Raw genomic sequence first — 23,641 nt, 5'->3', positions numbered from 1 at the left:
CCGCTCCGCTCGCGCATATTCCCAAAGCGCCGATAATCTACATTATGTCAAGTAACGTGTTGGTGAGACTGGGCTGGAGCGCCTGACAGCCCTCTCCCGGCTCGGGACTTTGGCGGCCGCTCAGTGGCGCCGGCGTATGGAGGCCCCGACCACGCCTCCGAGGGCGAGCCCGGCAGCGCAACCCCAGAAAGGGCTCTGAAACAGGGCCAGGCCCAGGCTGAATCCCATGGCGGCACCAACGAGGATGCAGATCCACAACGGTTTGTTCACTATCTCTCCGGATGCAGGCAGTGACGTCGATCCCTGCTGACATTACTGCATGCCTTCATGCCTGCTCCGAAGGAGCTGGAACTCCCCTCTGGAGCCTGCCTGGCACTCCGGTCCCCTGGTTTCGCCAACCAGGCCACGGGCCGGGTTCTCCCCTGGACGGCTAGACTTAAAGCCATGGATTCCCTCAAGACGAAGCCTGCACCGTCAGTTGTGGCGCGAACCGTCATCCTGGCCGCTGCGGCTGACCTCATCCTCATCCTGGCGTTTGCGGCCATTGGACGTGATGCGCACCACCGGGAAGAACCCGTCCTGGGTGTCTGGCTCACGGCGTGGCCGTTCCTCGCCGGCGCAGCGGCCGGCTGGATGGCCGCGCGGGCCTGGCGGAATCCACTGTCAGCAGTCCGGGCAGGGGTTCCTGTGTGGCTTGGCAGCCTGATTGGTGGCATGGTCCTGCGGGCGCTGACCGCACAGACCGTGGTCCTGCCCTTCATTATCGTGGCCACGTTGGCCCTGGCCGTCTTCCTGGTCGGCTACCGGCTGTTGCTCTCCGGCGTGGCACGGCTGCGCCGGAGGTAAAGCCTCTGCCCAACGCGGGAAATGCGCGGCTTCCAACGCATCTGGAAGATGCCCGCCTGTGTAATAGGCTGGCAGCAGAGAAACGCTGCCGGGCTCCGCCGCGGCGGAACTGATTAAAGGGGTTCAAACGTGGTCACCGCATTTGTTCTGATCAAGACTGACGCCGCACGCATTCCGGAGACGGCGGAGGAAATATCGGCCATTGAAGGCATCAGTGAGGTGTACTCCGTCACCGGGGAATGGGACCTGATCGCCGTCGCGAGGGTGCCCCGGCACGAGGACCTGGCAGATGTCATCGCTGACAAGCTCTCCAAGGTGCCCGCAGTGGTTCACACCACCACGCACATCGCCTTCCGTGCCTACTCACAGCACGACCTCGACGCCGCGTTCTCGCTTGGCTTCGAACAGTAAGCGGGCTTAGGCGCGGGACAGCGAAACCCAGCGGTCCAGCACCGCAGCGGCTTCGCCGGAATCAATTGAGTTCCCCGCCCGTACGAAAGCCGCCTGCATGCGGGCCAGGAACGGACCACTTGCGTCGAGATCGAAGGCAACGAGCCCGGCGGCCGCATTGACCAGGACCGCGTCCCGGGCCGGCCCTTGTTTGCCGGAGAGCACATCCCGGACAACACCGGCATTTGCGATGGCGTCTCCCCCGCGCAACTGCTCCACGGTGGCCAGGTTGATGCCCAGGTCTTCCGGGGAGAAACGAAGTTCACTGACGGCACCGTCGCGGATTTCCCACACGGTCGACGGACCGGTCGTCGTCAGTTCATCGAGGCCGTCGTTTCCCCGGAACACCAATCCCCTGCTCCCCCGCCGCGCCAGGACGCCGGCCACGAGGGGCGCCATCCGTGCGTTGGCAACGCCGACGGCCGACGCTTGGACGTTCGCGGGGTTTGTCAGCGGCCCCAGGAAGTTGAACGCGGTGGGAATCGCCAGCTCTCGCCGGGGAACGGCGGTGTGCCGGAATGATGGGTGGAAGACCTGGGCAAAGCAGAACGTGATGCCGGCTTCCTCCGCGTTGCGTGCCACCCGGTCGATAGGCAGGTCAAGGCGGACGCCCAGCGCCTCGAGCACGTCGGCCGATCCGGACGACGACGACGCTGCCCGGTTGCCGTGCTTAACCACCTTGGCGCCGGCACCCGCCGCTACCAGGGCGGCCATCGTCGAGATGTTGACAGTGTTAAGTTGGTCACCACCGGTGCCGACGATATCGAGCTTCTCCCCGGAAATTGCCACCGGATTGGCGTGGGCCAGCATGGCTTCCACCAGGCCGGAAAGCTCGTCCACCGTCTCCCCCTTGGCGCTGAGTGCCACGAGGAAACCGGCGATCTGGGTTGGCGTCGCTTCGCCGGACATGATCGTGTCCATGGCCCACGACGTGTTGTCGGCCGTAAGATCGGCGCCCTTGATCAGCGCCGAGATGAGCCGGGGCCAGGTGTTGCCGGACGCTGCAGATGCCTGTGAAGTCACCTGCTGATGCTATCGAGCGATGGTGCGCGCTGACCAATATGAACGTCGGCCGGAAGTTTTCGGGGCGAATTCGCGTCTTTGTAGAAAAAGTCCCCCGAAAAGGCGGTTTGCGTTGGGCAGCACGGACTTTTGCAGACATAATGTCTATGTGACATCTGCGACCCATGCCCCCAGTACCCCGGCGCACCCCACGCTGAACCGCCCCAATATGGTTTCTGTCGGAACCGTAGTGTGGCTGTCCAGCGAGTTGATGTTCTTCGCCGGTCTCTTTGCCATGTACTTCACGCTGCGCTCAACGAGCGGTCAGATGTGGGCGGAAGAGACAGCCAAGCTCAACTTCCCCTTTGCGCTCGTAAACACGATCGTCCTCGTGGCCAGTTCCTTCACTTGCCAGATGGGCGTGTTCGCCGCCGAGCGGCTGCAACCCCGCCGCGCCGGTGGAGCCCTGCAGTTCGCCCGCTGGGGAATGAACGAATGGTTCACCCTGACGTTCCTGATGGGCGCGTTCTTCGTTGCCGGCCAGACCACCGAGTACGCAATGCTGGTTTCCGAGCACGTCTCGCTCTCCTCCAACGCCTACGGCTCAGCCTTCTACATGACCACCGGCTTCCACGGCCTGCACGTCATCGGCGGCCTGATTGCCTTCCTGCTCATCATGGGCCGGTCCTTCGCCGCGAAGAAGTTCGGACATTTCGAAGCAACGTCCGCAATCGTCACCTCTTACTACTGGCACTTCGTTGACGTCGTGTGGATCGGCCTCTTCCTGGTCATCTACGTACTCAAGTAGCCAGCTTTGATTCTTTTTCTACAAGAGGCAGAATTTCAGGTAGCGGCTCCCGGAGCCGGCGCAGGATCGAATAAAGGAACCACCACGTGAAGGCACTCTCACAAAAGCGGCGTCACCCACTTGCAGCAATAGCGCTGCTCCTGATGGGGCTTCTCATCACTGGTGGGCTCTACGCCGTGGCCACCAGCATGAACGAGGCCAAGGCGAGCACCACCACGGCAAGCGCCAGCGACGTCGGAGAGGGCGGAAAGCTCTTCGCGGCGAACTGCGCCACCTGCCACGGCATGGGTGCCAGCGGTTCCAAAGATGGTCCCTCGCTGGTGGGCGTAGGCGCCGCAGCTGTTGACTTCCAGGTTGGCACCGGACGTATGCCGATGCAGATGAACGGACCCCAGGCGATGAAGAAGCCTGTCCAGTTCAACGAACAGCAGACCTCACAGCTTGCAGCCTACGTTGCTTCCCTGGGAGCCGGCCCGGCGATTCCTGCAGACGACCTGACAAACGGTGGCGGCGACGCTGCTGCTGGTGGAGAGCTGTTCCGCACCAACTGCGCCATGTGCCACAACGCCGCCGCCGCCGGCGGTGCGCTGACCCGCGGCAAGTTCGCACCTGCTCTCGCCGACGTAACCGGCAAGCACATCTACGAGGCCATGGTCACGGGCCCGCAGAACATGCCGGTGTTCAACGACGCCAACATCACCCCCGAAGGCAAGAAGGACATCATCACCTTCCTGAAGCAGATCGAGTCCACCGGATCCCCGGGCGGAGCCGACCTCGGATCCCTTGGCCCGGTAGCCGAAGGCCTGTTCGTGTGGGTTGCCGGTCTCGGCGTCATCATCGCCTTCACCATCTGGCTGACCTCCAGGACTTCCTGACGTCCCGCAGGACACACAAAACTTCTGCTGCCCTGTCAGCAGCTTGAAATTAGAAACTAACCCGGCAACTGCCGGGACGAGAGAAGGATGAGGCGAATTATGGGCAACCATAGTGACGGCAGTCCGAACCACTCGGGCACCGTAGCTACGGCTGGTCAGAATGAGGTGGAGAAGTTCCAGGATCCTGGGATTCCCCCGCATCGTTTGCGCCTGGCTGACACGGACCCGAGAGCCGCAAAGCGGGCAGAACGGCAGGTCGCCTTACTGTTTGGCATTTCTGTTGTTGGCACCCTGATCTTCCTGGTGGCGTACTTCGCCATCGATCTGGGTGATGACTCCAGCATTGCCACCATCCGGCTCCAGAACGCCCTGTTGGGCATTGGCACTGCCTTTGCCATGCTGGGTATCGGAACCGGAATCGTGCACTGGGCCAAGGCCCTGATGCCCGACCACGAAGTCTCCGAGGAGCGTCACGCGATCCGTTACGAAGAAGACCGCCAGGCTGCGGTCCGCATCGTCGACGACATCGTTGAAGAGACCGGCATCAAGCGCCGTCCGCTGATCCGCAACACCCTCCTGGGTGCGGTGGCCCTGGCTCCGCTTCCTGCAATCGCCATTTTCGGCGATCTCGGACCCCGCCCTGACGACAAGCTCGCACACACCATGTGGGCTCCCCAGGACGGCAAGCGCAAGCGCCTGACCCGTGACCCTGACGGAACCCCCATCAAGGCTTCGGATGTCACTATCGGCTCGGCGTTCCACGTCATCCCTGAGGGACTCAACGAACTCAGCGAAGGCAAACTCAACGAGAAGGCCAAGTCGGTTGTCCTCCTGATGCGCCTCGACCCGGCGTCGCTGAACCCCTCCAAGGGCCGCGAAGAGTGGGGCTACAACGGCATCGTTGCCTACTCAAAGATCTGCACCCACGTTGGCTGCCCCGTTGCTCTCTACGAGCAGCAGACGCACCACCTGCTGTGCCCGTGCCACCAGTCCACCTTCGACCTCACGCAAGAGTGCAAGGTGATCTTCGGCCCCGCCAGCCGTCCTCTCCCCCAGCTGCCGATCGCAGTTGATGACGAGGGCTACCTCGTCGCTACCAGCGACTTCCATGAACCCGTAGGACCAAGTTACTGGGAGCGTGATTCGCATGAGCGCAGCATCAACAGCTGAGCCGGCTTTCGTCGCCAAAACCAAGACAGGCCGGATCACCGACTTCGTCGACTCGCGTGTCGGCGGTTCCGGGATCCTCCGCGAGTTCGGCCGCAAGGTCTTCCCCGATCACTGGTCATTCATGTTCGGCGAAGTGGCGCTGTACTCGTTTGTCATCCTGCTGCTGTCCGGAACCTTCCTGACGTTCTTCTTCGACCCGTCCATGGCGGAGACCCACTACGACGGTTCCTACGTCCCCCTCAAGGGCGTGGAAATGTCGGTGGCGTACAGTTCGTCACTGAACATCTCGTTCGACGTCCGCGGTGGCCTCTTCATGCGCCAGGTCCACCACTGGGCAGCACTGCTGTTCGTGGCATCCGTGGCCGTGCACATGCTCCGCGTCTTCTTCACCGGCGCGTTCCGCCGCCCGCGTGAGATGAACTGGGTTGTGGGCTGCGTCCTCCTGATCCTGGCCATGGCGGCCGGCTTCACTGGCTACTCGCTTCCCGACGACCTGCTCTCCGGCAACGGTCTGCGCATCATCGACGGCGTGATCAAGTCGATTCCGGTCATCGGCACGTACATCTCGTTCTTCCTGTTCGGTGGGGAATTCCCGGGCACGGCCATCATCAGCCGCCTGTACATGCTGCACATCCTGCTGGTGCCTGCTCTCATCCTGCTGATGATCGTCATGCACCTCTTCATGGTTGTGGTCCACAAGCACACCCAGTACCCGGGCCCCGGCCGCAACGACAACAACGTTGTCGGCTACCCCCTCGGACCCGTGTACGCGGCCAAGGCCGGTGGATTCTTCTTCATCGTCTTCGGCGTGATCGCCCTGATGGCTGCGTTCTTCACCATCAACCCCATCTGGAACTACGGACCTTACGATCCCTCCCCGGTATCCGCAGGCACCCAGCCTGACTGGTACATCGGGTTCGTCGACGGCGCCCTCCGGCTCATGCCCGGAACGCTCGGCAACTGGCACGTCGAGCAGATCTTCTTTGGTCACGTGTTCACGTTCAACGTCCTCCTGCCTGCACTGGTACCGGCCGGCATCCTCTTCACCGTGATGTTCACCTACCCGTGGATTGAGCGCTGGGTCACCAAGGACGACCGTGAGCACCACGTCCTGGACCGTCCGAGGAACGCTCCGACCCGCACCGCCATCGGCATGGCCGGTTTCGTTTGGTACTGCGTTATGTGGGCGGCCGCAGGTTCCGACCTCATCGCAACCCACTTCGGTGTCTCCCTGAACGACGTCACCTACTGGTTGCGTGCACTGTTCTTCGTCGGCCCGATCATCGCGTTCCTTGTCACCAAGCGCGTTGCGCTTGCCCTGCAGCGCAAGGACCGTGAAATCGCCCTTCACGGCCGCGAGACCGGCCGGATCGTTCGGCTTCCGCACGGTGAGTTCATCGAGGTGCACGCGCCCCTGGATGAATACAAGCGCTACAAGCTGGTTGGCTTCGAATCACCCCAGGTCCAGGCGGCTGTTCCCAACGAGCACGGCGTGGTCACCCGCAAGGAAAAGCGGCGGGCACTGCTCTCCCGCTGGTTCTTCGAGGACCGCGTTGCTCCGGCAACTCCCGCAGAGCTGGAAGCTGCACACGGCCACGGCCACGAGGCTGTGGAAGCTGCAGAGGGCACGAAGACTCTGACGCACTAGGCAACTTCAGTTGTGCTGAAGGGCCCGATCCATACCGGATCGGGCCCTTCATTTGTCTTCCGGGCTTTGTACCCTGAAATGCGCCCGCGGCACTTCCCGTGCTGTTTCAGTGGGTGCGCGTCCTGCGGGCACCAGGCCGCTGCAGCGGAACCCACAGCTTGTACCGGTCCGCGCGGTAGTACGAGACGGAGTAGTCGACCATGGCGCGGGCCACGAACGCGTGCCGCTGGATCTTCAGCAGAGGAGCCCCCACTTCGACGTTCAGCAACCGCGCCGTGGAGGGGGATGCCGCCGTTGCCTCGATCATGTCCTCGCCCCACTCCATCACCAGGCCAAACTGCTCGCTGAGGACGTTGTACAACGACGTGGGAGGTTCATGGTCAAGCAGGCCCGGGACGCGGTGGGCAGGAATGAAGTTCTCGTCCACACTCATAGGCTCCCCGTCTGCCAGCAAGAGCCGGCGAAAGCGGACCACGGGTGTTCCCTCGTCGAGCTGGAGTTCGCGTGCCAGGAAGGCACTGGCTCCTATTTGCTCGAAACTGAGGACTTTTGCCGCCGGAACCATGCCGCGGCGCTGCATCTCTTCGCTATAGGACGTCAGCTTGACCTGCAGGTCGAGTTTCGGCCGCCGGACGAACGTTCCCAGCCCGACAACACGTTCGATGACCTCCTCCCCCACCAAGGCATCGATGGCTTGCCGGACGGTCATCCGCGCAAGTCCGAATCGTTCGGCAAGGTCACGCTCAGACGGAAGCGCTGAACCCGGAAGGCACGATTCGGCAATATAGGCCCTCAGGATCTCGCGGAGCTGCACATAGATCGCGGTGCCGCTGGTGCGGTCTATCTCGCCGGTGATGGCGGTGGCGCCAGCTGCCATGATCCCTCTTCCTGCCGATGGTTGTCCTCACTCATTTTAGGACGGTCTAGACCAGTGGGTGACCGCTGTCCGTTTTAGTGCCGTGGGTTGCCCGCCCGCTATATTTAGTCTGGAAAATTGACCGCCGACGGATGGGGCCGTCGTGACGAAGGAGTCCCCTTTGCCAACATTGAATGCCGTCGTGACAGCACCTGAGGGCCTGCACGCACGCTCTGCCGCCGTGTTCGTCCGCGCCGTTACTGACGCGGGGTTTCCCTTGACAATTCGGAAGGCCGGCGGCGGGCTTGTAGACGCACGTTCCCTGCTCCAGGTGATGGCAGCCGACTTCCGGCAGGGTTGCGAAGTGGAACTGGTGGTCAGCGACGACGCCTTAGGCGGCGATCAGGACGATTGGCGTGCCATGGAAGCACTCACGGTCATTGCCAGGCTCCTGGAGTCCCAGGGGGCTACCCAGGGCGTCTAGGGAACGCAAAAACGTCGGGCCCCACCTTTCGGTGGGGCCCGACGTCGTTATTGGTGCAGCTGCCTAGTGCGCGTGGTCACCGCGGCTGTATTCGTAGACCCAGCCTACGAGTGCCACAACGGCGATTCCGCCGGCGATGAAGACGATCCAGAAACCGACTGCCATGCCGAGGAAGCCGGTGGCGCAGGCAATCCCGAGGACCAGGGGCCACCAGCTCCAGGGGCTGAAGTGTCCCTGTTCGCCGGCACCCTCGTGGATCTCGGCATCGCTGCGGTCTTCAGGCCGCAGCCCGACCCGCTTGCCGGTAAATCCGAGGTAGGCGCCGATCATGCCTGCCAGGCCGCCGACGAGGAGAATGCCCAGGATGCCGACCCATTCGCTCCAGTTGGTCAGGAAGCCGTAGACCAGGGCGACGGGGACGAAGAAGAAGACTCCAGAGCCAAAGATCCAGGATTCAATTTTCACTGTGCGGTGTCCTTCTGGTCAGCGTTGCCGAGCACTGCGGCTGCGGGGGCAGGCGAATCGACGGTGTGTACCTGCCGGAGTTCCGGGTGGTGCAGGTCCAGTGCAGGACGCTCTGAACGGATCCGGGGCAGGGACGTGAAGTTGTGGCGCGGCGGCGGGCAGGACGTGGCCCATTCCAGCGACGCTCCGAAGCCCCAAGGGTCGTCCACCTGGACCTTTTCGGCATTCCGCCACGTGATGTAGACGTTCCAGAAGAACGGAATCAGGGAAGCGCCGAGCACGAAGGACGCCACCGTGGAGAACTGGTTCATCCAGGTGAAGTTGTCCTCCGGCAGGTAGTCGGCATAACGACGGGGCATGCCCATGACGCCGAGCCAGTGCTGGATCAGGAAGGTGCCATGGAAGCCCAGGAACAGCAACCAGAAGTGGATCTTGCCCAGGCGTTCGTTGAGCATCTTGCCGGTCCACTTGGGCCACCAGAAGTAGAACCCGGCGAACATGGCGAACACGACCGTGCCGAACACCACGTAGTGGAAGTGCGCAACCACGAAGTAGGAGTCCGATACGTGGAAGTCCAGCGGCGGGGAAGCCAGGATGATGCCGGTCAGGCCACCGAAGAGGAACGTGATGAGGAAGCCGATGCTCCACAGCATGGGCGTCTCAAAGGTCAGCGACCCGCGCCACATGGTCCCGATCCAGTTGAAGAACTTCACGCCGGTGGGCACCGCGATGAGCATGGTCATGAACGAGAAGAACGGGAGCAGGACTGCGCCGGTGACGTACATGTGGTGGGCCCAGACGGTCACCGACAGCGCAGCAATGGCGATGGTGGCGTAAACCAGGCCCTTGTATCCAAAGATCGGCTTGCGGCTGAAGACGGGGAAGATCTCAGAGACGATACCGAAGAACGGCAGCGCAATGATGTACACCTCGGGGTGTCCGAAGAACCAGAACAGGTGCTGCCAGAGGACCGCACCGCCGTTCGCGGGATCGAAGATGTGCGCACCGAACTTCCGGTCCGCGCCGAGGGCGAAGAGGGCTGCGGCCAGCGGCGGGAAGGCCATGAGCACCAGGATCGCCGTGATCAGGGTGTTCCAGGTGAAGATGGGCATCCGCCACATGGTCATGCCCGGGGCACGCATGCAGATGATGGTGGTGATGAAGTTGACCGCGCCGAGGATGGTGCCGAAGCCGGACAGCGCCAGGCCGAAGACCCACAGGTCACCGCCGATGCCAGGGGTAAACGTGGTGTCCGAGAGCGGCGCGTAGGCGAACCAGCCGAAGGAGGCAGCACCCTGGGGGGTGATGAAGCCCGACACCGCAATGGTGGAGCCGAAGAGGAAGAACCAGAACGCAAGGGCGTTCAGGCGCGGGAACGCGACGTCGGGGGCACCGATCTGCAGCGGCATGATCACGTTCGCGAACCCGGCAAAGAGCGGGGTGGCGAACATGAGGAGCATGACGGTGCCGTGCATGGTGAACAGCTGGTTGTACTGTTCCTTGGTCTGCAGGATCTGCATGCCGGGTTCGAAGAGCTCGGCGCGGATCAGCAGCGCCATCACGCCGCCGAGGCAGAAGAACACAAACGATGCGATCAGGTACATGTACCCGATGGTTTTGTGGTCTGTGGAGGTGATCCAGTTGACGACGATGCGTCCCTTAGATTTGGGTACCACGGGCGCCGACAGGGCTCCCGCAGGTGCGGATTGGGTGTACGTAGCCACGTCGCTCCCCTTACTTGGTTTCGTTCAGGTTCGGGTTGCGGTCGTACTCAGCACCAAGCAGGCCGGTGTTGCCTTCAGCCTTGAGCTGGTCCATGTGTGCCTGGAAGTCGGTTTCCGACACCACCTTGACGCGGAACAGCATTTCGGAGTGGTACTCGCCGCAGAGTTCGGCACACTTGCCGTCGTAGGTGCCCTCTTTAGTGGGCGTGAACCGGATGTAGTTGGTCTTGCCGGGGATCATGTCGCGCTTCTGCAGGAAGGCGGGAACCCAGAAGGAGTGGATGACATCGCGGGAATTGAGTTCAAGGTCAACGGACTTGTTGACCGGCAGGTACAGCGTGGGGAGCTGTTCCATGTCGATGTTGTTGCCGGTCAGGTGCGCCTGGACGCCGGCCTCGTGGAGGTCTTCCTGGATGACGTCGCCGGACTTGTAGTTGAAGTCCCACGCCCACTGCTTGCCGCGGACGTCAACGACGACGTCGGCAGGCTGCGAACGGTCATCGATCGCCTGCTGGTCACGGTCGGTGAAGTAGAAGAACACCAGGACCATGAAGATCGGGATGGTGAGGTAGAAGACCTCGAGGGGAAGGTTGAAGCTGGTCTGCCGCGGGAAGCCCACGGTTCCCTTGCGGCGGCGGTACGCCACCAGGCACCAGATGATCAGGCCCCAGGTAATGGTGCCCACCACGAGCGCAGCAATCCATGAGTTGACCCAGAGGTCCATGATGCGGTCGGTGTTGCTGGTGGTGCCACGTTCAGTGGGCATCCACCCTTTCTCTACCTCTGGCGAACATCCGGTCAAAACCAACGCGCCGGCAATAGCCAAGCTTGAGATCGTTGTGATCGTTTTGCGTCGGCTGCCGGTTCGGTTCTGCGAACTCACAGACGGCCCTTCCTACTTGTTGCTGTTGTCCGGGCTGCCATGGGCGCTCCGGGCACACTAAAAGTTTTACTACTCGGTGTAGAGCTTACCGCTCTGCCGGCGTTTCGCCCACATGTCAGCGCCGAGCCCCCGTGCCGTTTTGGACGGCGGGAAGCTCGGCGCGGACATCGGGCGAAATAACCGGGTTAGTGGAACGAATCACCGCAGGCGCAGGAGCCTCCGGCGTTCGGGTTGTCGATGGTGAAGCCCTGCTTCGAGATGGTGTCCTCGAAGTCGATGCTGGCTCCGCTGAGGTACGGAACGCTCATCTTGTCCACGACGACCTCGACGCCGTCGAAGTCGCGGACGGCGTCGCCGTCGAGGAGCCGCTCGTCGAAGTAGAGCTGGTAGATCAGCCCCGAGCAGCCGCCGGGCTGCACAGCCACGCGGAGCCGCAGGTCCGTGCGGCCTTCCTGCTCGAGGAGGCTGCGAACCTTGCCTGCAGCGACGTCGGTCAGGTCAACCTCGTGAACGGGCAGTTCTTCACTGGCCGCAGCGGTGGTCGCGGTGCTGTTTTCGTTGGTTGCGGTGCTCATTGGCCTACCTTCTTAGGACGGTCTGGCGGCGCCGCGTAACGGCGCCTGCCCCTACGGATACGGTATGGGCTATAGCTACATGCTACGCGCGGCAGTCCTGTAGCTCTAACTCCTGACGTAACCGTCAAAACCTGCCGGTTGTTCCCTGGGAGCGCCGCCTAGGCCAGGCCTTCGCTGTTGAGCCGGGCCAGCATCAAGGCTTCAGCCAGGACGGCGTTGCGGAAGTCCCCGATGTGCAGGGATTCATTGGCGCTGTGGGCGCGGGAATCAGGGTCCTCCACACCCGTGACCAGGATCTGCACGTCGGGGTAGACCTCCGTCAGGTCGGCGATGAACGGGATGGAACCGCCTATTCCGGTTTCGACGGCGGGAACTCCCCAGGCCTCGCCCAAGGCCCACATGGCCAGCGAAGCGGCCGCCGAAGAGGTGTCGGTGCGGAACGGATTCCCGGCCTCCCCCGGCGTGAAGACCACCTTCGCGCCGAAGGGGGCGTTCGCTTCCACGTGGCGGCGTACCGCTTCCATGGCGTCCGACGGCACCTGGCCCGGCGCCAGTCGGAGGCTGAACTTCGCCCGCGCCCGCGGAATCAGGGTGTTCGAGGCAACATCGACGGCGGGCGCGTCGAACCCGATGATCGACAACGCAGGTTTGGTCCACAGCCGTGAGGCGATGCTTCCGGTGCCGGCCAGGCGCACTCCGTCCAGGACCGACGCATCGGCGCGGTAATCGGCCTCGGGCATCTCGACGGACGCCGTGTCGGTGGCGACCAGCCCCTCGATCGCGACGTTCCCGTCGTCGTCGTGGAGGGTGGAGATCAGGCGGGACAGCAGGGTCGGTGCGTCGAGGACAGGGCCGCCGAACATGCCCGAATGCACGGCATGTTCGAGGACCTGGACTTCGATGACGCCGTCAACCAGTCCGCGGAGGCTGGTGGTCAGGGCAGGTATCCCAACTTTCCAGTTGCTGGAATCCGCGACCACGATGACGTCAGCGCGCAGCAGTTCGCGGTTGGCCTCCAGGAAGGAACGGAACGTTGGCGAACCGGCTTCCTCCTCGCCTTCGATGAAGAAGGTCACGCCGAGTCCGAGGGAGTCGGAAAAGACCTCGGAGACGGCGGCATACGCGGCAATGTGCGCCATGATGCCGGCTTTGTCGTCGGCGGCGCCGCGCCCGTACAGCCGGCCGTCCTTTTCGACGGCGGTGAACGGTGCGGTCTCCCACAGGGCTTCGTCGCCAACAGGCTGGACGTCGTGGTGGGCGTAGAGCAGGATGGTCGGCTTCCCTTCCGCCGCAGGGCGCCGGGCGACGACGGCGGGGCCGCCGGGGGCGCCGTCCTCCTTGTTGACGGTCAGGACCTGGACCTCGGGCAATCCTGCTTCACGGACGAGGGCGGCGACAGCGTCCGCGCTGCGTTCAAGCGGGGTACGGTCAAAACTGGGCCAGGCAATGCCTGGAATGGCCACCAGATCCTTGAGCCGGGCGAGGGTCTGGTCAAAGGACCGGTCTACCGCCGAACGGAGATCGTCCGTCCAGCCGGCAGCGCCCTGTCCCGATGTTTCTGAAGTGCTGTGCGGGGTCGCCGCAGGTGATGAAGTCATGGCCAAAACATTACCCCCGTCACATTCGGCCGCAGGCCGCCGGCAGCCGGGCGGACAGGCGGCGGGTGGGTTCCCGCAAGGTATTCTGGTCAGGTGTTCGGACGTAGAAAAGAAGCGCCCTCGGCGCAGGAAACAGTAGACCAGCAGGCAGCGGAAGCGGCGGCCCGGCAGAACAGCGTGGTGGGCAAGGGTGCCCCGACCCCCACCCGGAAGGCCCAGGAAGCTGCCCGCAAGCGTCCGCTGGTGCCGGAGGACCGCAAGGCGTCCAAGGCCGCCGAACGCCAGGCGGTCCAGGACCAGCGCTTGAAGATGCGCCGCGCGCTGGACACCGGAGACGAGAAGTTCCTCCCGCTGCGTGACAAGGGGCCGCAAAAGCGCTTTGCCCGCGACTATGTGGACGCGCGCTTCAATCTCGGCGAATACCTGATGTTCGGCGCGCTGCTCTTTGTCCTGGTGTCCTTGGTGGTTCCGGCCTCCAGCGACATGATGGTCTACGTGCTCGGCGCGTTCTGGGTAATGTTCCTGGCAGTCTTCGTTGACGTTTTCATCCTCTCCCGCAAGCTCCGGAAGACCCTGGCCCAGAAGTTTGGTGAGGTGGAACGCGGAACCGTCTGGTACGGCTCCATGCGCTCCCTGCAGTTCCGCAAGCTGCGCCTGCCCAAACCGCAGGTTGGCCGCGGGCAGTACCCGTCCTGACGCGCGGGACGACTTAAACGCAGGAACCCCGGTGGTCAGCCCACCGGGGTTCCTGCGTTTAACGCTGAGGGTCAGCGGCGGCGGCGCTTCGCCAGCTGCCTGTTGATCCGTGCGGCCCAGAACGGTCCTTCAAACAGGAACGCGGTGTATCCCTGCACCAGGGTGGCTCCTGCGTCAAGCCTGTCCTGAACGTCCTGGGCGGACTCCACGCCACCGACCGACACCAAGGCCAGCGCATCATCAGTGGCGTCTTTGAGCCGCTTCAACACCTCCAGTGAGCGCTGCTTCAGGGGGGCCCCGGACAGTCCGCCGGCTCCGCACTTTTCCAGGTCGCCGGCGGCCGAGGAGAGCCCCGTCCTGGCGATCGTCGTATTGGTGGCGATGATGCCGTCCAACTTCAGGTCCAGTGCCAGCCGGGCAACGTCGTCGATGTCTTCATCGCTCAGGTCCGGGGCGATCTTCACCAGCAGCGGGACGTGCCGCCCGGCGGCGCGGTCGGCTTCCTGCCCCACGGCAACCAGGAGCGGGCGGAGCGTTTCCACGTCCTGGAGCAGCCGCAACCCCGGAGTATTGGGGGAACTGACGTTCACCACCAGATAGTCGGCGGCGGGGGCCAGGCTGCGGGCGCTGACCAGGTAGTCGTCCACGGCGTCGGCCAGCTCCACCACCTTCGTCTTGCCGATATTCACACCGATGACGGGACGAACGTCCGGGTACCGGCGCTGAAGTGCTGCGCGCGCGGCCTTGAGCCGGGGCGCGACAGCTGCGGCGCCGTCGTTGTTGAATCCCATCCGGTTGATCACTGCCCTGTCCTGGACCAGCCGGAAAAGCCGGGGCTTCTCATTGCCGGGCTGCGCCTGGCCGGTGATGGTTCCCACCTCCACGTGGCCGAATCCAAGCTCGCTGAGGGCTTCGATGCCAAGCCCTTCTTTATCGAACCCCGCAGCAAGGCCGAATGGGGAGGCGAAAGTTACGCCAAAAGCCGTGGTCCGCAGCGACGGCGCGGGAGCCGTCAGCTTCTGCAGTACCCTTCCCGCGCCGGTGGCATGCGCGAGCCGGATCCCCTTGAATCCGATTTTGTGGGCGCGCTCGGCGTCCATCCATGAAAAGGCCAGCTTGAAGAAAGTGGGATAAACGCGCATGCCTCCAGTTTCCCGTCTGGTGGCGTCCCACACCAAAACGGAGAAGCTCCCCGGCAGGCGGCCGTGCCCGCCGCGCCGGATTAGCATGAGGGCATGCACTGGCAGCAGGACATCCTGGGTGGGGACTTCGAGTCCTGTTCCTTCGTGGCCACCGGTGCCGACGGCGTGGAGCGGACGGCAGCCTTGGTCCGGCTCCGGCCGGCCAAGGATGTGGGCGCTCCGGATGGCCCCCGCCGGTCAGTGCTGTTCCTTCACGGGTGGAGCGACTACTTCTTCAACGCAGACCTGGCCTATTTTTGGGCGCGGGCCGGGTACGACTTCTATGCGCTGGACATGCACAACCACGGGCGCAGCCTGCGGCCGGATTTCCCGGGCGGCTATGTTGGCGACCTGGCCGCCTATGACGCGGAAATACAGGAGGCGTTCCGGCTCATCGCCCTTGCCGGCGGGCCCGGGCCCGTGGCACTGATGGGACACTCCACCGGCGGTCTGGTGGCGGCGCTGTGGACGAGCCGCCACCCCGGGGCCGTGTCCCAACTGATCCTCAACAGTCCTTGGCTGGAGATGCACGGGAGCGCACTGGTGCGCCGCGCCGCGTCAGGCATGGTTGGGCCGGTGGCCCGCTTCCGGCCCCAGGCGGTGCTCCGGCTTCCACCGCGGGGCCACTACTGGCGCACCATCAGCAGTGCGGCCGACGGCGAGTGGCCGCTTGACGAGCGGTACCGCCCGCGCATGGCATTCCCTGTGCGTGCGGGCTGGTTGAGGGCCGTGCTCGCCGGCCACGCCCGGGTGGCACAGGGACTCGGGATCCAGGTGCCCATCCTGGTGCTGCTGTCCGCGGGAAGCGCCAACGGGCTCTTCTGGTCGGAAGACATGCGGCGGACCGATGCGGTCCTGGACGTGGCGATCATCGGCGCGCGTGCCCTGACCCTGGGCACCACAGTGACCGTGGAACGAATTGACGGCGCCCTGCACGACGTCTTCCTGTCCCCAGAGGCGGTCCGAACCGACGCCTACGCGCGGCTGGCGCGCTGGCTGCGGGCTTACGGCTGAGGCTGCTCCGTTTCCGAACCAGCCGTAGCGGCAGCATCGACAGCCCCGCCGTAGCGGCGGTCCCGGCGCGCATATTCTTCGACGGCGGCCCACAGGGTGCGCCGGTCCACGTCCGGCCAGAGCGTGTCCATGAAGACGAACTCGGCGTAGGCGGACTGCCAGAGCAGGAAATTGGACAGCCTTTGCTCGCCCGAACTGCGCAGGAAGAGATCCACGTCCGGCAGGTCCGGTTCATCAAGGTACTTCTGGATGGTCCGTTCCGTGATGGAACCCGGCTTGAGCCTTCCCGCGGCCACATCCGCGGCAATCGCCGACACTGCGTCTGTGATCTCGGCCCGGCCGCCGTAATTAACACACATGGTCAAATTACAGGTGCTGTTGGCTGCCGTGAACTCCTCGGCTTCCTCCAGTTCGCGGATCACGGACCCCCACAGCCGGGGCCGTCGGCCTGCCCAGCGGATCCGCACGCCCCACTCGTCCAACTGGTTCCGCTGCCTGCGCAGCACATCCTTGTTAAATCCCATCAGGAAGCGGACTTCTTCCGGAGACCTGCGCCAGTTTTCCGTAGAGAAGGCGTAGACGCTGACGTACTCGATACCGAGTTCGATGGCACCAGCCATGACGTCAAGAAGGGCCGGCTCCCCCGCCTTGTGCCCTTCGATCCGAGGAAGGCCCCGCTGGTTGGCCCAGCGGCCGTTGCCGTCCATCACGATGGCCACGTGCCGGGGAATGAATTCCGCCGGGATGGTGGGCGCCACCTCGCCTGAAGGATGCGGGTAGGGTGCCGCTGCCGGATGGGTCCGCCTGCGGGCTGCATTGTTCTTCTTACCCATGGCCACTGTCAGGTACGCTCCACGTGTTTGAGGGATTTCAGGACTCGTTCCAAATGCCATTGCAGGTAGGCCGCCACCAGGCCCGCCGCTTCCTTGCGGTGCTGGGCCAACGATGCGTCCGCCGTCGTCCAGTCCCCGGTCAGCAGGGCAGCGAGCAGGCTGACGGTCTCGGGCGCCGGGGCCGGGGACCCGGGGGGCCGGCACTGGGCACACACCATGCCGCCAAGGGGTGCCGAAAATGCCGAGTGCGGCCCCGGCGCGCCGCAGCGGGAACAATCAGTGAAGCTCGGCGCCCATCCGCCAGTGGACAACGCACGCAGGAGGTAGGAGTCCAGGATCAGGCCGGCAGCATGTTCATCCCGGCTCAACGCAGCCAGGGCACCCACGAGCAGGTTGTACTGCGCCGTCCCGGCTTCGCCGTCGACGTCCGTCAGCTTCTCCGCAGTCTCGGTCATGGCGGCGGCCACCGTGTACCGACCGTAGTCCGCTGCGATGCTGCCGCCGTAGGCACCCTTTGCCACCGCCTGGGTGACGATATCAAGGGTTCGTCCGGAAACCAGTTGCAGGTCAGCGACCATGAACGGTTCAAGCCGGGCACCGAACCGGCTGCTGGTGCGGCGTACGCCTTTGGCGACTGCCCGGACCTGGCCGTGGTGTTTCGTGAGGAGCGTGATAATCCGGTCTGCCTCGCCCAGCTTGTGGGTGCGGAGCACCACGGCGTCGTCCCGGTACGCCCGGGAGGCAAAAGACTGTTGGACCACGCTCTATCTTCCCATCCTGCCCGGCCGTACGTCGCCAGGGCGCGGTTGTGCCGCCGGCGGAACCGGCGGCACAACCTCAGAGGTGTCAGGCCTGGGCGTCGCGGATGGCGCGGTTGACGGCCGAAATGACGGCCTTCAGCGATGACATGCTGGTGTTGGCATCGATGCCGACACCCCACAGGACCCGCTCCCCCACTGCGCACTCGACGTACGCGGCAGCCATGGCGTTGCCGCCTTCGGACAAGGCATGTTCGCTGTAGTCCAGCACCCGGACGTCCACGCCGTCGTCGTGCAGGATGCTCAGCAGGGCGGCGATCGGACCGTTGCCGGTGCCGGTGCGCCGGACCTGCGCGCCATCAATGGTGAGCGAGGCGTGGAGCGTCATGCCGCCGTCGTCATCTGTTTCCGTCTTGACGGCACCCAGCGAGTAGCGGCCCCACTGCCCCTCGGCCTGGCCGGAAGGCAGGTACTCGTCCTGGAAGATCTGCCAGAGCTGGGCGCCGCTGACCTCCCCGCCGACGGTGTCGGTACGGCGCTGGATGACGCCGGAGAACTCGATCTGGGCACGGCGCGGCAGGTCCAGGCTGTGCTCGTTCTTGAGCAGGTAGGCAACGCCGCCCTTGCCGGACTGGGAATTGACCCGGATCACGGCTTCGTAGCTGCGTCCCAGGTCCTTGGGATCCACCGGCAGGTACGGCACCTGCCAGGTGAAGTCGTCCACAGCCTTGCCAGCCGCAGCGGCATCCCGCTCCAGGGCTTCGAAACCCTTCTTGATGGCGTCCTGGTGGGAGCCGGAGAATGCGGTGAACACCAGGTCCCCGCCATAGGGCGAACGCTCAGGGACGGGCAGCTGGTTGCAGTACTCCACGGTCCGGCGGATGTCGTCAATATTGGAGAAATCGATCATGGGATCGATCCCCTGGACGAACAGGTTCAAGCCCAGCGTTACAAGGTCCACGTTGCCGGTGCGCTCGCCGTTGCCGAAGAGGCAGCCTTCGATGCGGTCGGCGCCGGCCATGTATCCCAGCTCCGCGGCGGCGACACCGGTGCCGCGGTCGTTGTGCGGGTGCAGGGACAGGATGATTCCCTCGCGCGGGTGCAGGTGGCGGCTCATCCACTCTATGGAGTCGGCGTAGACGTTGGGCGTTGCCATTTCCACCGTGGCGGGGAGGTTGATGATGACCTGGCGGTCAGCGGACGCCTCGAAAACATCGGCGACGGCGTTACAGACGCGGACGGCGTACTCGAGTTCCGTGCCGGTGAAAGACTCCGGCGAGTACTCGTAAGTCACGTGCGTGTCAGCGAGCGTTTCCTCGTACTTCTTGCAGAGCCGTGCACCCTGCAGGGCGATGTCCAGGATTCCGTCCTCGTCCTGGTTGAACACCACACGTCGCTGCAGGACCGACGTGGAGTTGTACAGGTGCACGATGGCCTGCTTGGCGCCCACCAGGGACTCGTAGGTCCGCTCGATCAGGTGCTCGCGGGCCTGGGTCAGGACCTGGATGGTGACATCGTCGGGGATGTGGTTTCCCTCGATGAGCTGGCGGACAAAGTCGAAGTCCGTCTGCGACGCGGACGGGAAACCGACCTCAATTTCTTTGTAGCCCATGCGGACCAGCAGGTCGAACATCTTCATCTTGCGTGCCGGGCTCATGGGATCGATCAGCGCCTGGTTGCCGTCGCGGAGGTCCACCGCGCACCAGCGCGGGGCCTTGGTGATGACCTTGTCCGGCCAGGTGCGGTCCGGCAGTTCGACCGTGATCTGGTCCTGGAACGGGGTGTACCGGTGGGCAGGCATTCCGGAGGGCTTTTGTGCGTTACGCATGATGTTCGTGGCCTTTTCTATCGATCTTCAGTGAAAGGGTGGCCGGGCAACACAAACTCCGCAGCGAGGGTGGGCCGTGCGCTAGATAGCGTCTGTGGCCTCGCCGCGGCAGCTAAGGAGAAGGAGCTCTGCACGCACACTTTGAGGGTAACACGGGTGCGTAAGATGAAAGGGCACTACCGTCCGTAAAGTCCAGCATGCAGACGCCTCCGTGTTCGCCCGGCAGCGGCGTCGCAGCAAAAAGGAGTTTCAGTGCCCATTTCGGGGATCGATCTGTCCACCATTGATCACACAGTCCGGCCGCAGGATGACCTGTACCAACATGTGAACGGCGCCTGGTTGAAAGCCACCGAGATTCCCGACGACCGGCCCCTGGAAGGTACGTTCACTGCCCTCCGCGACGGGTCCGAGATCGCAGTCCGGGACATCATCGAGGAAGCGGCAGACAAGGGCGCGGATGCCACGGGGATCGAGCGGAAGATCGGCGACCTCTACAACAGCTTCATGGACGAGGCAACAGTTGAGGGCAAGGGCATGGAACCCATCCGGGCCCGTCTGGCCGACGTCTTCTCCACCGCGTCGGTCGAAGAGCTCATGGCGCTGGCCGGCCGGCTCTTCCGCGCCGACGTCGGCGGCCTCTTCTACATCTACCCGGCACCGGACGCGGGAAACCCGGACCGGGTCCTGCTCTACACGGGCCAGGGCGGCCTGGGCCTGCCCGACGAGTCCTACTACCGCGAAGAGAAGTTCGCCCCCATTGTGTCGGCATACACCGGACACGTGGAGAAAATGTTCGAACTGGCCGGCGTGGCTGATCCGAACGGCGCGGCAGACCGTGTGGTCCAGCTGGAAACGAAACTCGCCGCCCACCACTGGGACAACGTCACCCTGCGGGATCCGCAAAAGACCTACAACCTGAAAACGGCAGATGAAGCAGGCGCTCTTCCCGCTCCTGGGTACCTGGTTTGAGGCAGCCGGGATTGAGCCGGCCAAGCGGGCCGAAATCGTGGTGAGCACACCTGACTTCTTTTCGGGGGCCACGGCGCTCCTGGACGAAGTGCCGCTCTCCACGTGGCAGGAATGGCTGGCGATGCGGGTCGTCAGCGCCGCCGCACCGTACTTGTCCTCGCCGTTCGTGGACGCCAACTTCGCCTTCTACGGCACCACGCTCAGCGGCACCCCGCGGAACAAGGACCGTTGGAAGCGGGGGGTCGCGGTGGTCGAATCCGGTCTCGGCGAGGCCGTGGGCCAGATCTATGTGGCACGGCATTTCCCCGAAACCCACAAGGCCCGGATGCAGACCCTGGTGGCGAACCTGACCGAGGCCTACCGCCGGAGCATCAACGATGTCGCTTGGATGGGTGAGGACACCAAGGCGGAGGCCCTCCGCAAGCTTTCGGCCTTCCGTGCCAAGATCGGCTTCCCGGATGAGTGGATCGACTACTCAGCCGTGGAGATCAAGCCCGATGACCTGCTGGGCAACGTGGAGCGCGCCCACAACGCCGATGTGGACCGGCACCTGGATGAGGTGGGCAAACCCGTGGACCGCAACAAGTGGCTGATGACGCCGCAAACGGTCAACGCCTACTACCACCCGATGATGAACGAGATTGTCTTCCCGGCAGCCATCCTGCAGCCGCCGTTCTTCACGGCCGACGCCGACGACGCCGTCAACTACGGCGGCATTGGTGCGGTGATCGGGCACGAGATTGGCCACGGTTTCGATGACCAGGGCTCCCAGTTCGACGGCGGCGGGGCGCTCCGCAACTGGTGGACGGACGAGGACCGCCAGGCATTCGAGGCCCTGACGGCCCGGCTCGTGGCACAGTATGACGCCCTGTCCCCCACGGCGGCACCCGGCCACCACGTCAACGGCAGGCTCACGTTGGGCGAGAACATCGGCGACCTTGCAGGGCTCACCATCGCCTACAAGGCTTACCTGATCAGCCTGGACGGAAAGGAACCCGACGTCCTGGACGGCTTCACCGGGCAGCAGCGCTTCTTCGCCTCCTGGGCCGCGGGCTGGCGCCAGGTCATCCGCCAGGAGGAAGCCGTCCGTCGCCTGGCCACGGACCCGCATTCCCCCAACGAATTCCGCACCAACGCGATCGCCAGGAACCTCGACGCGTTCCACGAGGCCTTCGACGTGACGGAGGCTGATGGCATGTGGATGCCCGCCGCTGAACGCGTCAGCATCTGGTAGCGGCAACGCGAAATTCCGGGCTAACAGAGCAGGCCCCGCCGGTACCGGCGGGGCCTGCTGTGTGTTGACCGGCACCTTGGCCTGCTCCGGGCAACGCGCTGCCTGTTACTGCCGCACGATCAGCGCAGGGTTAGCCTGCTGGCAGACCTTGTCGCCTGCGGTCTGGTTGACGATGTCAGACGGCAGCGCAGGCGCCCCGGAACCGAAGGCAGTGCCCGTGGTGAAGTCACTGCCCACATAGACCTGTACGCCCTGGATGGCCGGCAGCTGAATCACCTGTTCGGCGGGTATTCCCAGCAGGGCGGCGACGTCGGTGGCCACATCGGCGAAGTTGGGGCCGTAGTAAACGGCCGTCTTTGCCACCGGCTGTGCCTGGAACTGCGACGTTGCTGCGAAGCCGCCGTTCACCAGCGCCTGCACAAGTTCCTGCGCCCTGCCGGGCACGCCACTGCCATTGGCAACGGTGACGGGCTGGATCGCCTTGTTGTACGGGGGTACCGGCGCCGCTGTCTCCGTCGGCGAGGGCGATGGCGTGGCAGACTCGCCAGGCGCCGGTGCGGTGGTGGTGGGTGCTGTCGGGTCGGTCAGGTCGACGTTCTTCCGGAGGGCCGAGAAAAGCTGGGCTCCCGCAGGTTCGGCGATCACCAGGCGGTTGGGGTCGGTGGGTGCCGGCGTGGTGGGCACGGCCACGAACGCAACCTTGCCGATGTCGATGTTCTTCAACCGGTTGCCGATGGTGAGGAGGGCCGGAACGGAGGCAAGACCATTGTCCACTGTCAGGTTCTGGGTGACGACGTCGGCGATCTTGAGCATCTTGGCGGGGTCGGACAACGTCCCCTCGTCCTTGATCTTGCGGGTCAGCGAGGACAGGAACCCCTGCTGGGCCTTGATCCGGCCCAGGTCGCCGCCGTCGGCGAACGCGTGGCGGGTCCGGAGGTAGGAAAGAGCCATCTCGCCCTGGACGGACGATGTCCCGGCGGGCAGGCGAAGCCCCGAGTCGGGGTCGAAGACGGCGTCGCTGATGCATACCTCCACGCCACCGACGGCGTTGGAGAGCTCCTTGACCGCATTGAAGTCGGCCATCATGAAGTGGTCCACCTGCATGCCGGTGAGTTTGTTGACGGTATCCACGGCACACCCGATGCCGGCCTCACCCATGGCCTCATTGATCATCACGCCGCTGCGGGCAGGATAGACCTTGTTGGTCTTCTGGTCGGTGCACTGCGGGATGTCCACCAGGAGGTCGCGCGGGAAGCTGATGACGTTGACGCGCTTGTTGTCCTCGGAGATGTCCATCAGCATCATCACGTCCGACTTGCCGTAGCCGGTGGAATCGTCAGCGGACCCGTACTGGGAGTTCTTCCCGTCCCGGGTGTCCGAGCCGAGAATCAGGATCTGCATCCGGCCCGTGGCATCGTTGGCAGGCGATTCGGTGCTGCCACCGCCGGCGTTCAACGGCGCCTTCGAAATGTTGCCCTGCAGACGGAAGAACCAGAAGCCGGCGAAGGCGATCCCGCCGACCAGAACTGCGGCCACCACGACCGTGAGGATCTTCAGCCACAGGGGCATGGTGCGCAGCGGCCCCAGGTGGCGCGCCGCCCCTGCGGCACCGCCGTCCGCGTGCCGGGATACCGGTCCCGGTCCGGCTGAGAGGTCAGCCTCGTTGTCGCGTTCGTCGCGGCCTCGACCCACGTGGTGAACCTTCCTCTTAATACAAAATCCGGCCCGTTTAATGGTCCAGGTC

At 64.3% G+C, this 23,641-nt stretch carries 21 protein-coding genes and 1 pseudogene; 10 read left to right on the top strand and 12 right to left on the bottom strand.

What is annotated here, in order from left to right; translation table 11 throughout:
- Nucleotides 1-444 precede the first annotated feature (444 nt).
- A complete protein-coding gene (locus ACX5I6_RS14825) occupies nucleotides 445-846 on the top strand; it encodes a DUF3054 domain-containing protein (RefSeq protein WP_461840964.1) in 402 nt (133 codons plus the stop codon).
- A gap of 129 nt (nucleotides 847-975) precedes the next feature.
- A complete protein-coding gene (locus ACX5I6_RS14820; protein ID WP_018761366.1) occupies nucleotides 976-1,257 on the top strand; it encodes an Lrp/AsnC family transcriptional regulator in 282 nt (93 codons plus the stop codon).
- A gap of 6 nt (nucleotides 1,258-1,263) precedes the next feature.
- Here the strand turns inward: ACX5I6_RS14820 and trpD are convergent, their stop codons facing one another.
- A complete protein-coding gene (gene trpD, locus ACX5I6_RS14815) occupies nucleotides 1,264-2,319 on the bottom strand; it encodes an anthranilate phosphoribosyltransferase (RefSeq protein ID WP_461840963.1) in 1,056 nt (351 codons plus the stop codon).
- 148 nt (nucleotides 2,320-2,467) lie between these two features.
- On the opposite strand from trpD, the gene ctaE reads away from it, so the two are divergent.
- The 4 genes from ctaE to qcrB all read left to right on the top strand — a co-directional run bounded on the left by ctaE (nucleotide 2,468) and on the right by qcrB (nucleotide 6,799).
- On the top strand, nucleotides 2,468-3,106 hold the full coding sequence (gene ctaE / locus ACX5I6_RS14810) for an aa3-type cytochrome oxidase subunit III (RefSeq protein WP_196803315.1): 639 nt from the start codon (nucleotides 2,468-2,470) through the stop codon (nucleotides 3,104-3,106).
- Nucleotides 3,107-3,192: 86 nt separating this feature from the next.
- Complete coding sequence (gene qcrC, locus ACX5I6_RS14805) at nucleotides 3,193-3,981, top strand: cytochrome bc1 complex diheme cytochrome c subunit (RefSeq protein ID WP_461840962.1); 789 nt, start codon at nucleotides 3,193-3,195, stop codon at nucleotides 3,979-3,981.
- Between the two features lie 99 nt (nucleotides 3,982-4,080).
- Nucleotides 4,081-5,151 carry a cytochrome bc1 complex Rieske iron-sulfur subunit gene (gene qcrA, locus ACX5I6_RS14800; RefSeq protein ID WP_285246119.1) on the top strand — a complete coding sequence of 357 codons (1,071 nt, stop codon included), beginning with the start codon at nucleotides 4,081-4,083 and terminating at the stop codon, nucleotides 5,149-5,151.
- Entirely contained in the window at nucleotides 5,129-6,799 is a 1,671-nt protein-coding gene (qcrB, locus tag ACX5I6_RS14795; RefSeq protein WP_461840961.1) for a cytochrome bc1 complex cytochrome b subunit, read from the top strand. Before qcrA ends, qcrB begins: the two co-directional genes overlap by 23 nt.
- Nucleotides 6,800-6,905: 106 nt before the next feature.
- On the opposite strand, the gene ACX5I6_RS14790 is transcribed toward qcrB, so the two are convergent.
- Nucleotides 6,906-7,676 (bottom strand): GntR family transcriptional regulator, encoded by a 771-nt coding sequence (locus ACX5I6_RS14790; protein ID WP_461840960.1) that lies wholly within the window; start codon nucleotides 7,674-7,676, stop codon nucleotides 6,906-6,908.
- Between the two features lie 181 nt (nucleotides 7,677-7,857).
- Between ACX5I6_RS14790 and ACX5I6_RS14785 the strand changes: the two genes are divergently transcribed.
- Complete coding sequence (locus ACX5I6_RS14785; RefSeq protein ID WP_461840959.1) at nucleotides 7,858-8,139, top strand: HPr family phosphocarrier protein; 282 nt, start codon at nucleotides 7,858-7,860, stop codon at nucleotides 8,137-8,139.
- A gap of 63 nt (nucleotides 8,140-8,202) precedes the next feature.
- On the opposite strand, the gene ACX5I6_RS14780 is transcribed toward ACX5I6_RS14785, so the two are convergent.
- The 5 genes from ACX5I6_RS14780 to ACX5I6_RS14760 form a co-directional block, all read right to left on the bottom strand.
- Nucleotides 8,203-8,604 (bottom strand): cytochrome c oxidase subunit 4, encoded by a 402-nt coding sequence (locus tag ACX5I6_RS14780; RefSeq protein ID WP_018761374.1) that lies wholly within the window; start codon nucleotides 8,602-8,604, stop codon nucleotides 8,203-8,205.
- Nucleotides 8,601-10,328, bottom strand: coding sequence for an aa3-type cytochrome oxidase subunit I (ctaD, locus tag ACX5I6_RS14775; protein ID WP_018761375.1), 1,728 nt, complete (start codon nucleotides 10,326-10,328; stop codon nucleotides 8,601-8,603). Before ctaD ends, ACX5I6_RS14780 begins: the two co-directional genes overlap by 4 nt.
- 10 nt (nucleotides 10,329-10,338) lie before the next feature.
- Complete coding sequence (gene ctaC / locus ACX5I6_RS14770) at nucleotides 10,339-11,211, bottom strand: aa3-type cytochrome oxidase subunit II (RefSeq protein WP_461840958.1); 873 nt, start codon at nucleotides 11,209-11,211, stop codon at nucleotides 10,339-10,341.
- Nucleotides 11,212-11,396: 185 nt separating this feature from the next.
- Nucleotides 11,397-11,786: a HesB/IscA family protein gene (locus ACX5I6_RS14765; protein WP_133831571.1), complete on the bottom strand. Its 390-nt coding sequence runs from the start codon at nucleotides 11,784-11,786 to the stop codon at nucleotides 11,397-11,399.
- Nucleotides 11,787-11,944: 158 nt separating this feature from the next.
- Nucleotides 11,945-13,384: a M20/M25/M40 family metallo-hydrolase gene (locus ACX5I6_RS14760; RefSeq protein ID WP_461840957.1), complete on the bottom strand. Its 1,440-nt coding sequence runs from the start codon at nucleotides 13,382-13,384 to the stop codon at nucleotides 11,945-11,947.
- Nucleotides 13,385-13,477: 93 nt separating this feature from the next.
- Between ACX5I6_RS14760 and ACX5I6_RS14755 the strand changes: the two genes are divergently transcribed.
- A complete protein-coding gene (locus tag ACX5I6_RS14755) occupies nucleotides 13,478-14,080 on the top strand; it encodes a DUF3043 domain-containing protein (RefSeq protein WP_461840956.1) in 603 nt (200 codons plus the stop codon).
- A gap of 71 nt (nucleotides 14,081-14,151) precedes the next feature.
- On the opposite strand, the gene ACX5I6_RS14750 is transcribed toward ACX5I6_RS14755, so the two are convergent.
- Complete coding sequence (locus ACX5I6_RS14750; RefSeq protein WP_461840955.1) at nucleotides 14,152-15,222, bottom strand: quinone-dependent dihydroorotate dehydrogenase; 1,071 nt, start codon at nucleotides 15,220-15,222, stop codon at nucleotides 14,152-14,154.
- A 93-nt stretch (nucleotides 15,223-15,315) separates the two neighbouring features.
- On the opposite strand from ACX5I6_RS14750, the gene ACX5I6_RS14745 reads away from it, so the two are divergent.
- On the top strand, nucleotides 15,316-16,275 hold the full coding sequence (locus ACX5I6_RS14745) for an alpha/beta hydrolase (RefSeq protein ID WP_461840954.1): 960 nt from the start codon (nucleotides 15,316-15,318) through the stop codon (nucleotides 16,273-16,275).
- Here ACX5I6_RS14745 and ACX5I6_RS14740 read toward each other — a convergent pair.
- The 3 genes from ACX5I6_RS14740 to leuA all read right to left on the bottom strand — a co-directional run bounded on the left by ACX5I6_RS14740 (nucleotide 16,266) and on the right by leuA (nucleotide 19,694).
- The gene (locus tag ACX5I6_RS14740; RefSeq protein WP_461840953.1) at nucleotides 16,266-17,114 is read right to left on the bottom strand and encodes an isoprenyl transferase; all 849 of its coding nucleotides are present in this window, start codon (nucleotides 17,112-17,114) and stop codon (nucleotides 16,266-16,268) included. The genes ACX5I6_RS14745 and ACX5I6_RS14740 overlap by 10 nt on opposite strands.
- A 2-nt stretch (nucleotides 17,115-17,116) precedes the next feature.
- Nucleotides 17,117-17,869, bottom strand: a complete 753-nt coding sequence (gene recO, locus ACX5I6_RS14735; RefSeq protein WP_285246128.1) for a DNA repair protein RecO — start codon at nucleotides 17,867-17,869, stop codon at nucleotides 17,117-17,119.
- Nucleotides 17,870-17,954: 85 nt separating this feature from the next.
- Entirely contained in the window at nucleotides 17,955-19,694 is a 1,740-nt protein-coding gene (gene leuA, locus ACX5I6_RS14730) for a 2-isopropylmalate synthase (protein ID WP_461840952.1), read from the bottom strand.
- 252 nt (nucleotides 19,695-19,946) lie between these two features.
- Between leuA and ACX5I6_RS14725 the strand changes: the two are divergent.
- A pseudogene (locus tag ACX5I6_RS14725) lies at nucleotides 19,947-21,897 on the top strand (M13 family metallopeptidase).
- 105 nt (nucleotides 21,898-22,002) lie between these two features.
- Here ACX5I6_RS14725 and ACX5I6_RS14720 read toward each other — a convergent pair.
- Nucleotides 22,003-23,589: an LCP family protein gene (locus ACX5I6_RS14720; RefSeq protein WP_461840951.1), complete on the bottom strand. Its 1,587-nt coding sequence runs from the start codon at nucleotides 23,587-23,589 to the stop codon at nucleotides 22,003-22,005.
- Nucleotides 23,590-23,641 lie beyond the last annotated feature (52 nt).

It is taken from the genome of Arthrobacter sp. MMS24-T111, assembly GCF_054888995.1.
This window is presented reverse-complemented; position numbering and strand designations above follow the sequence as displayed.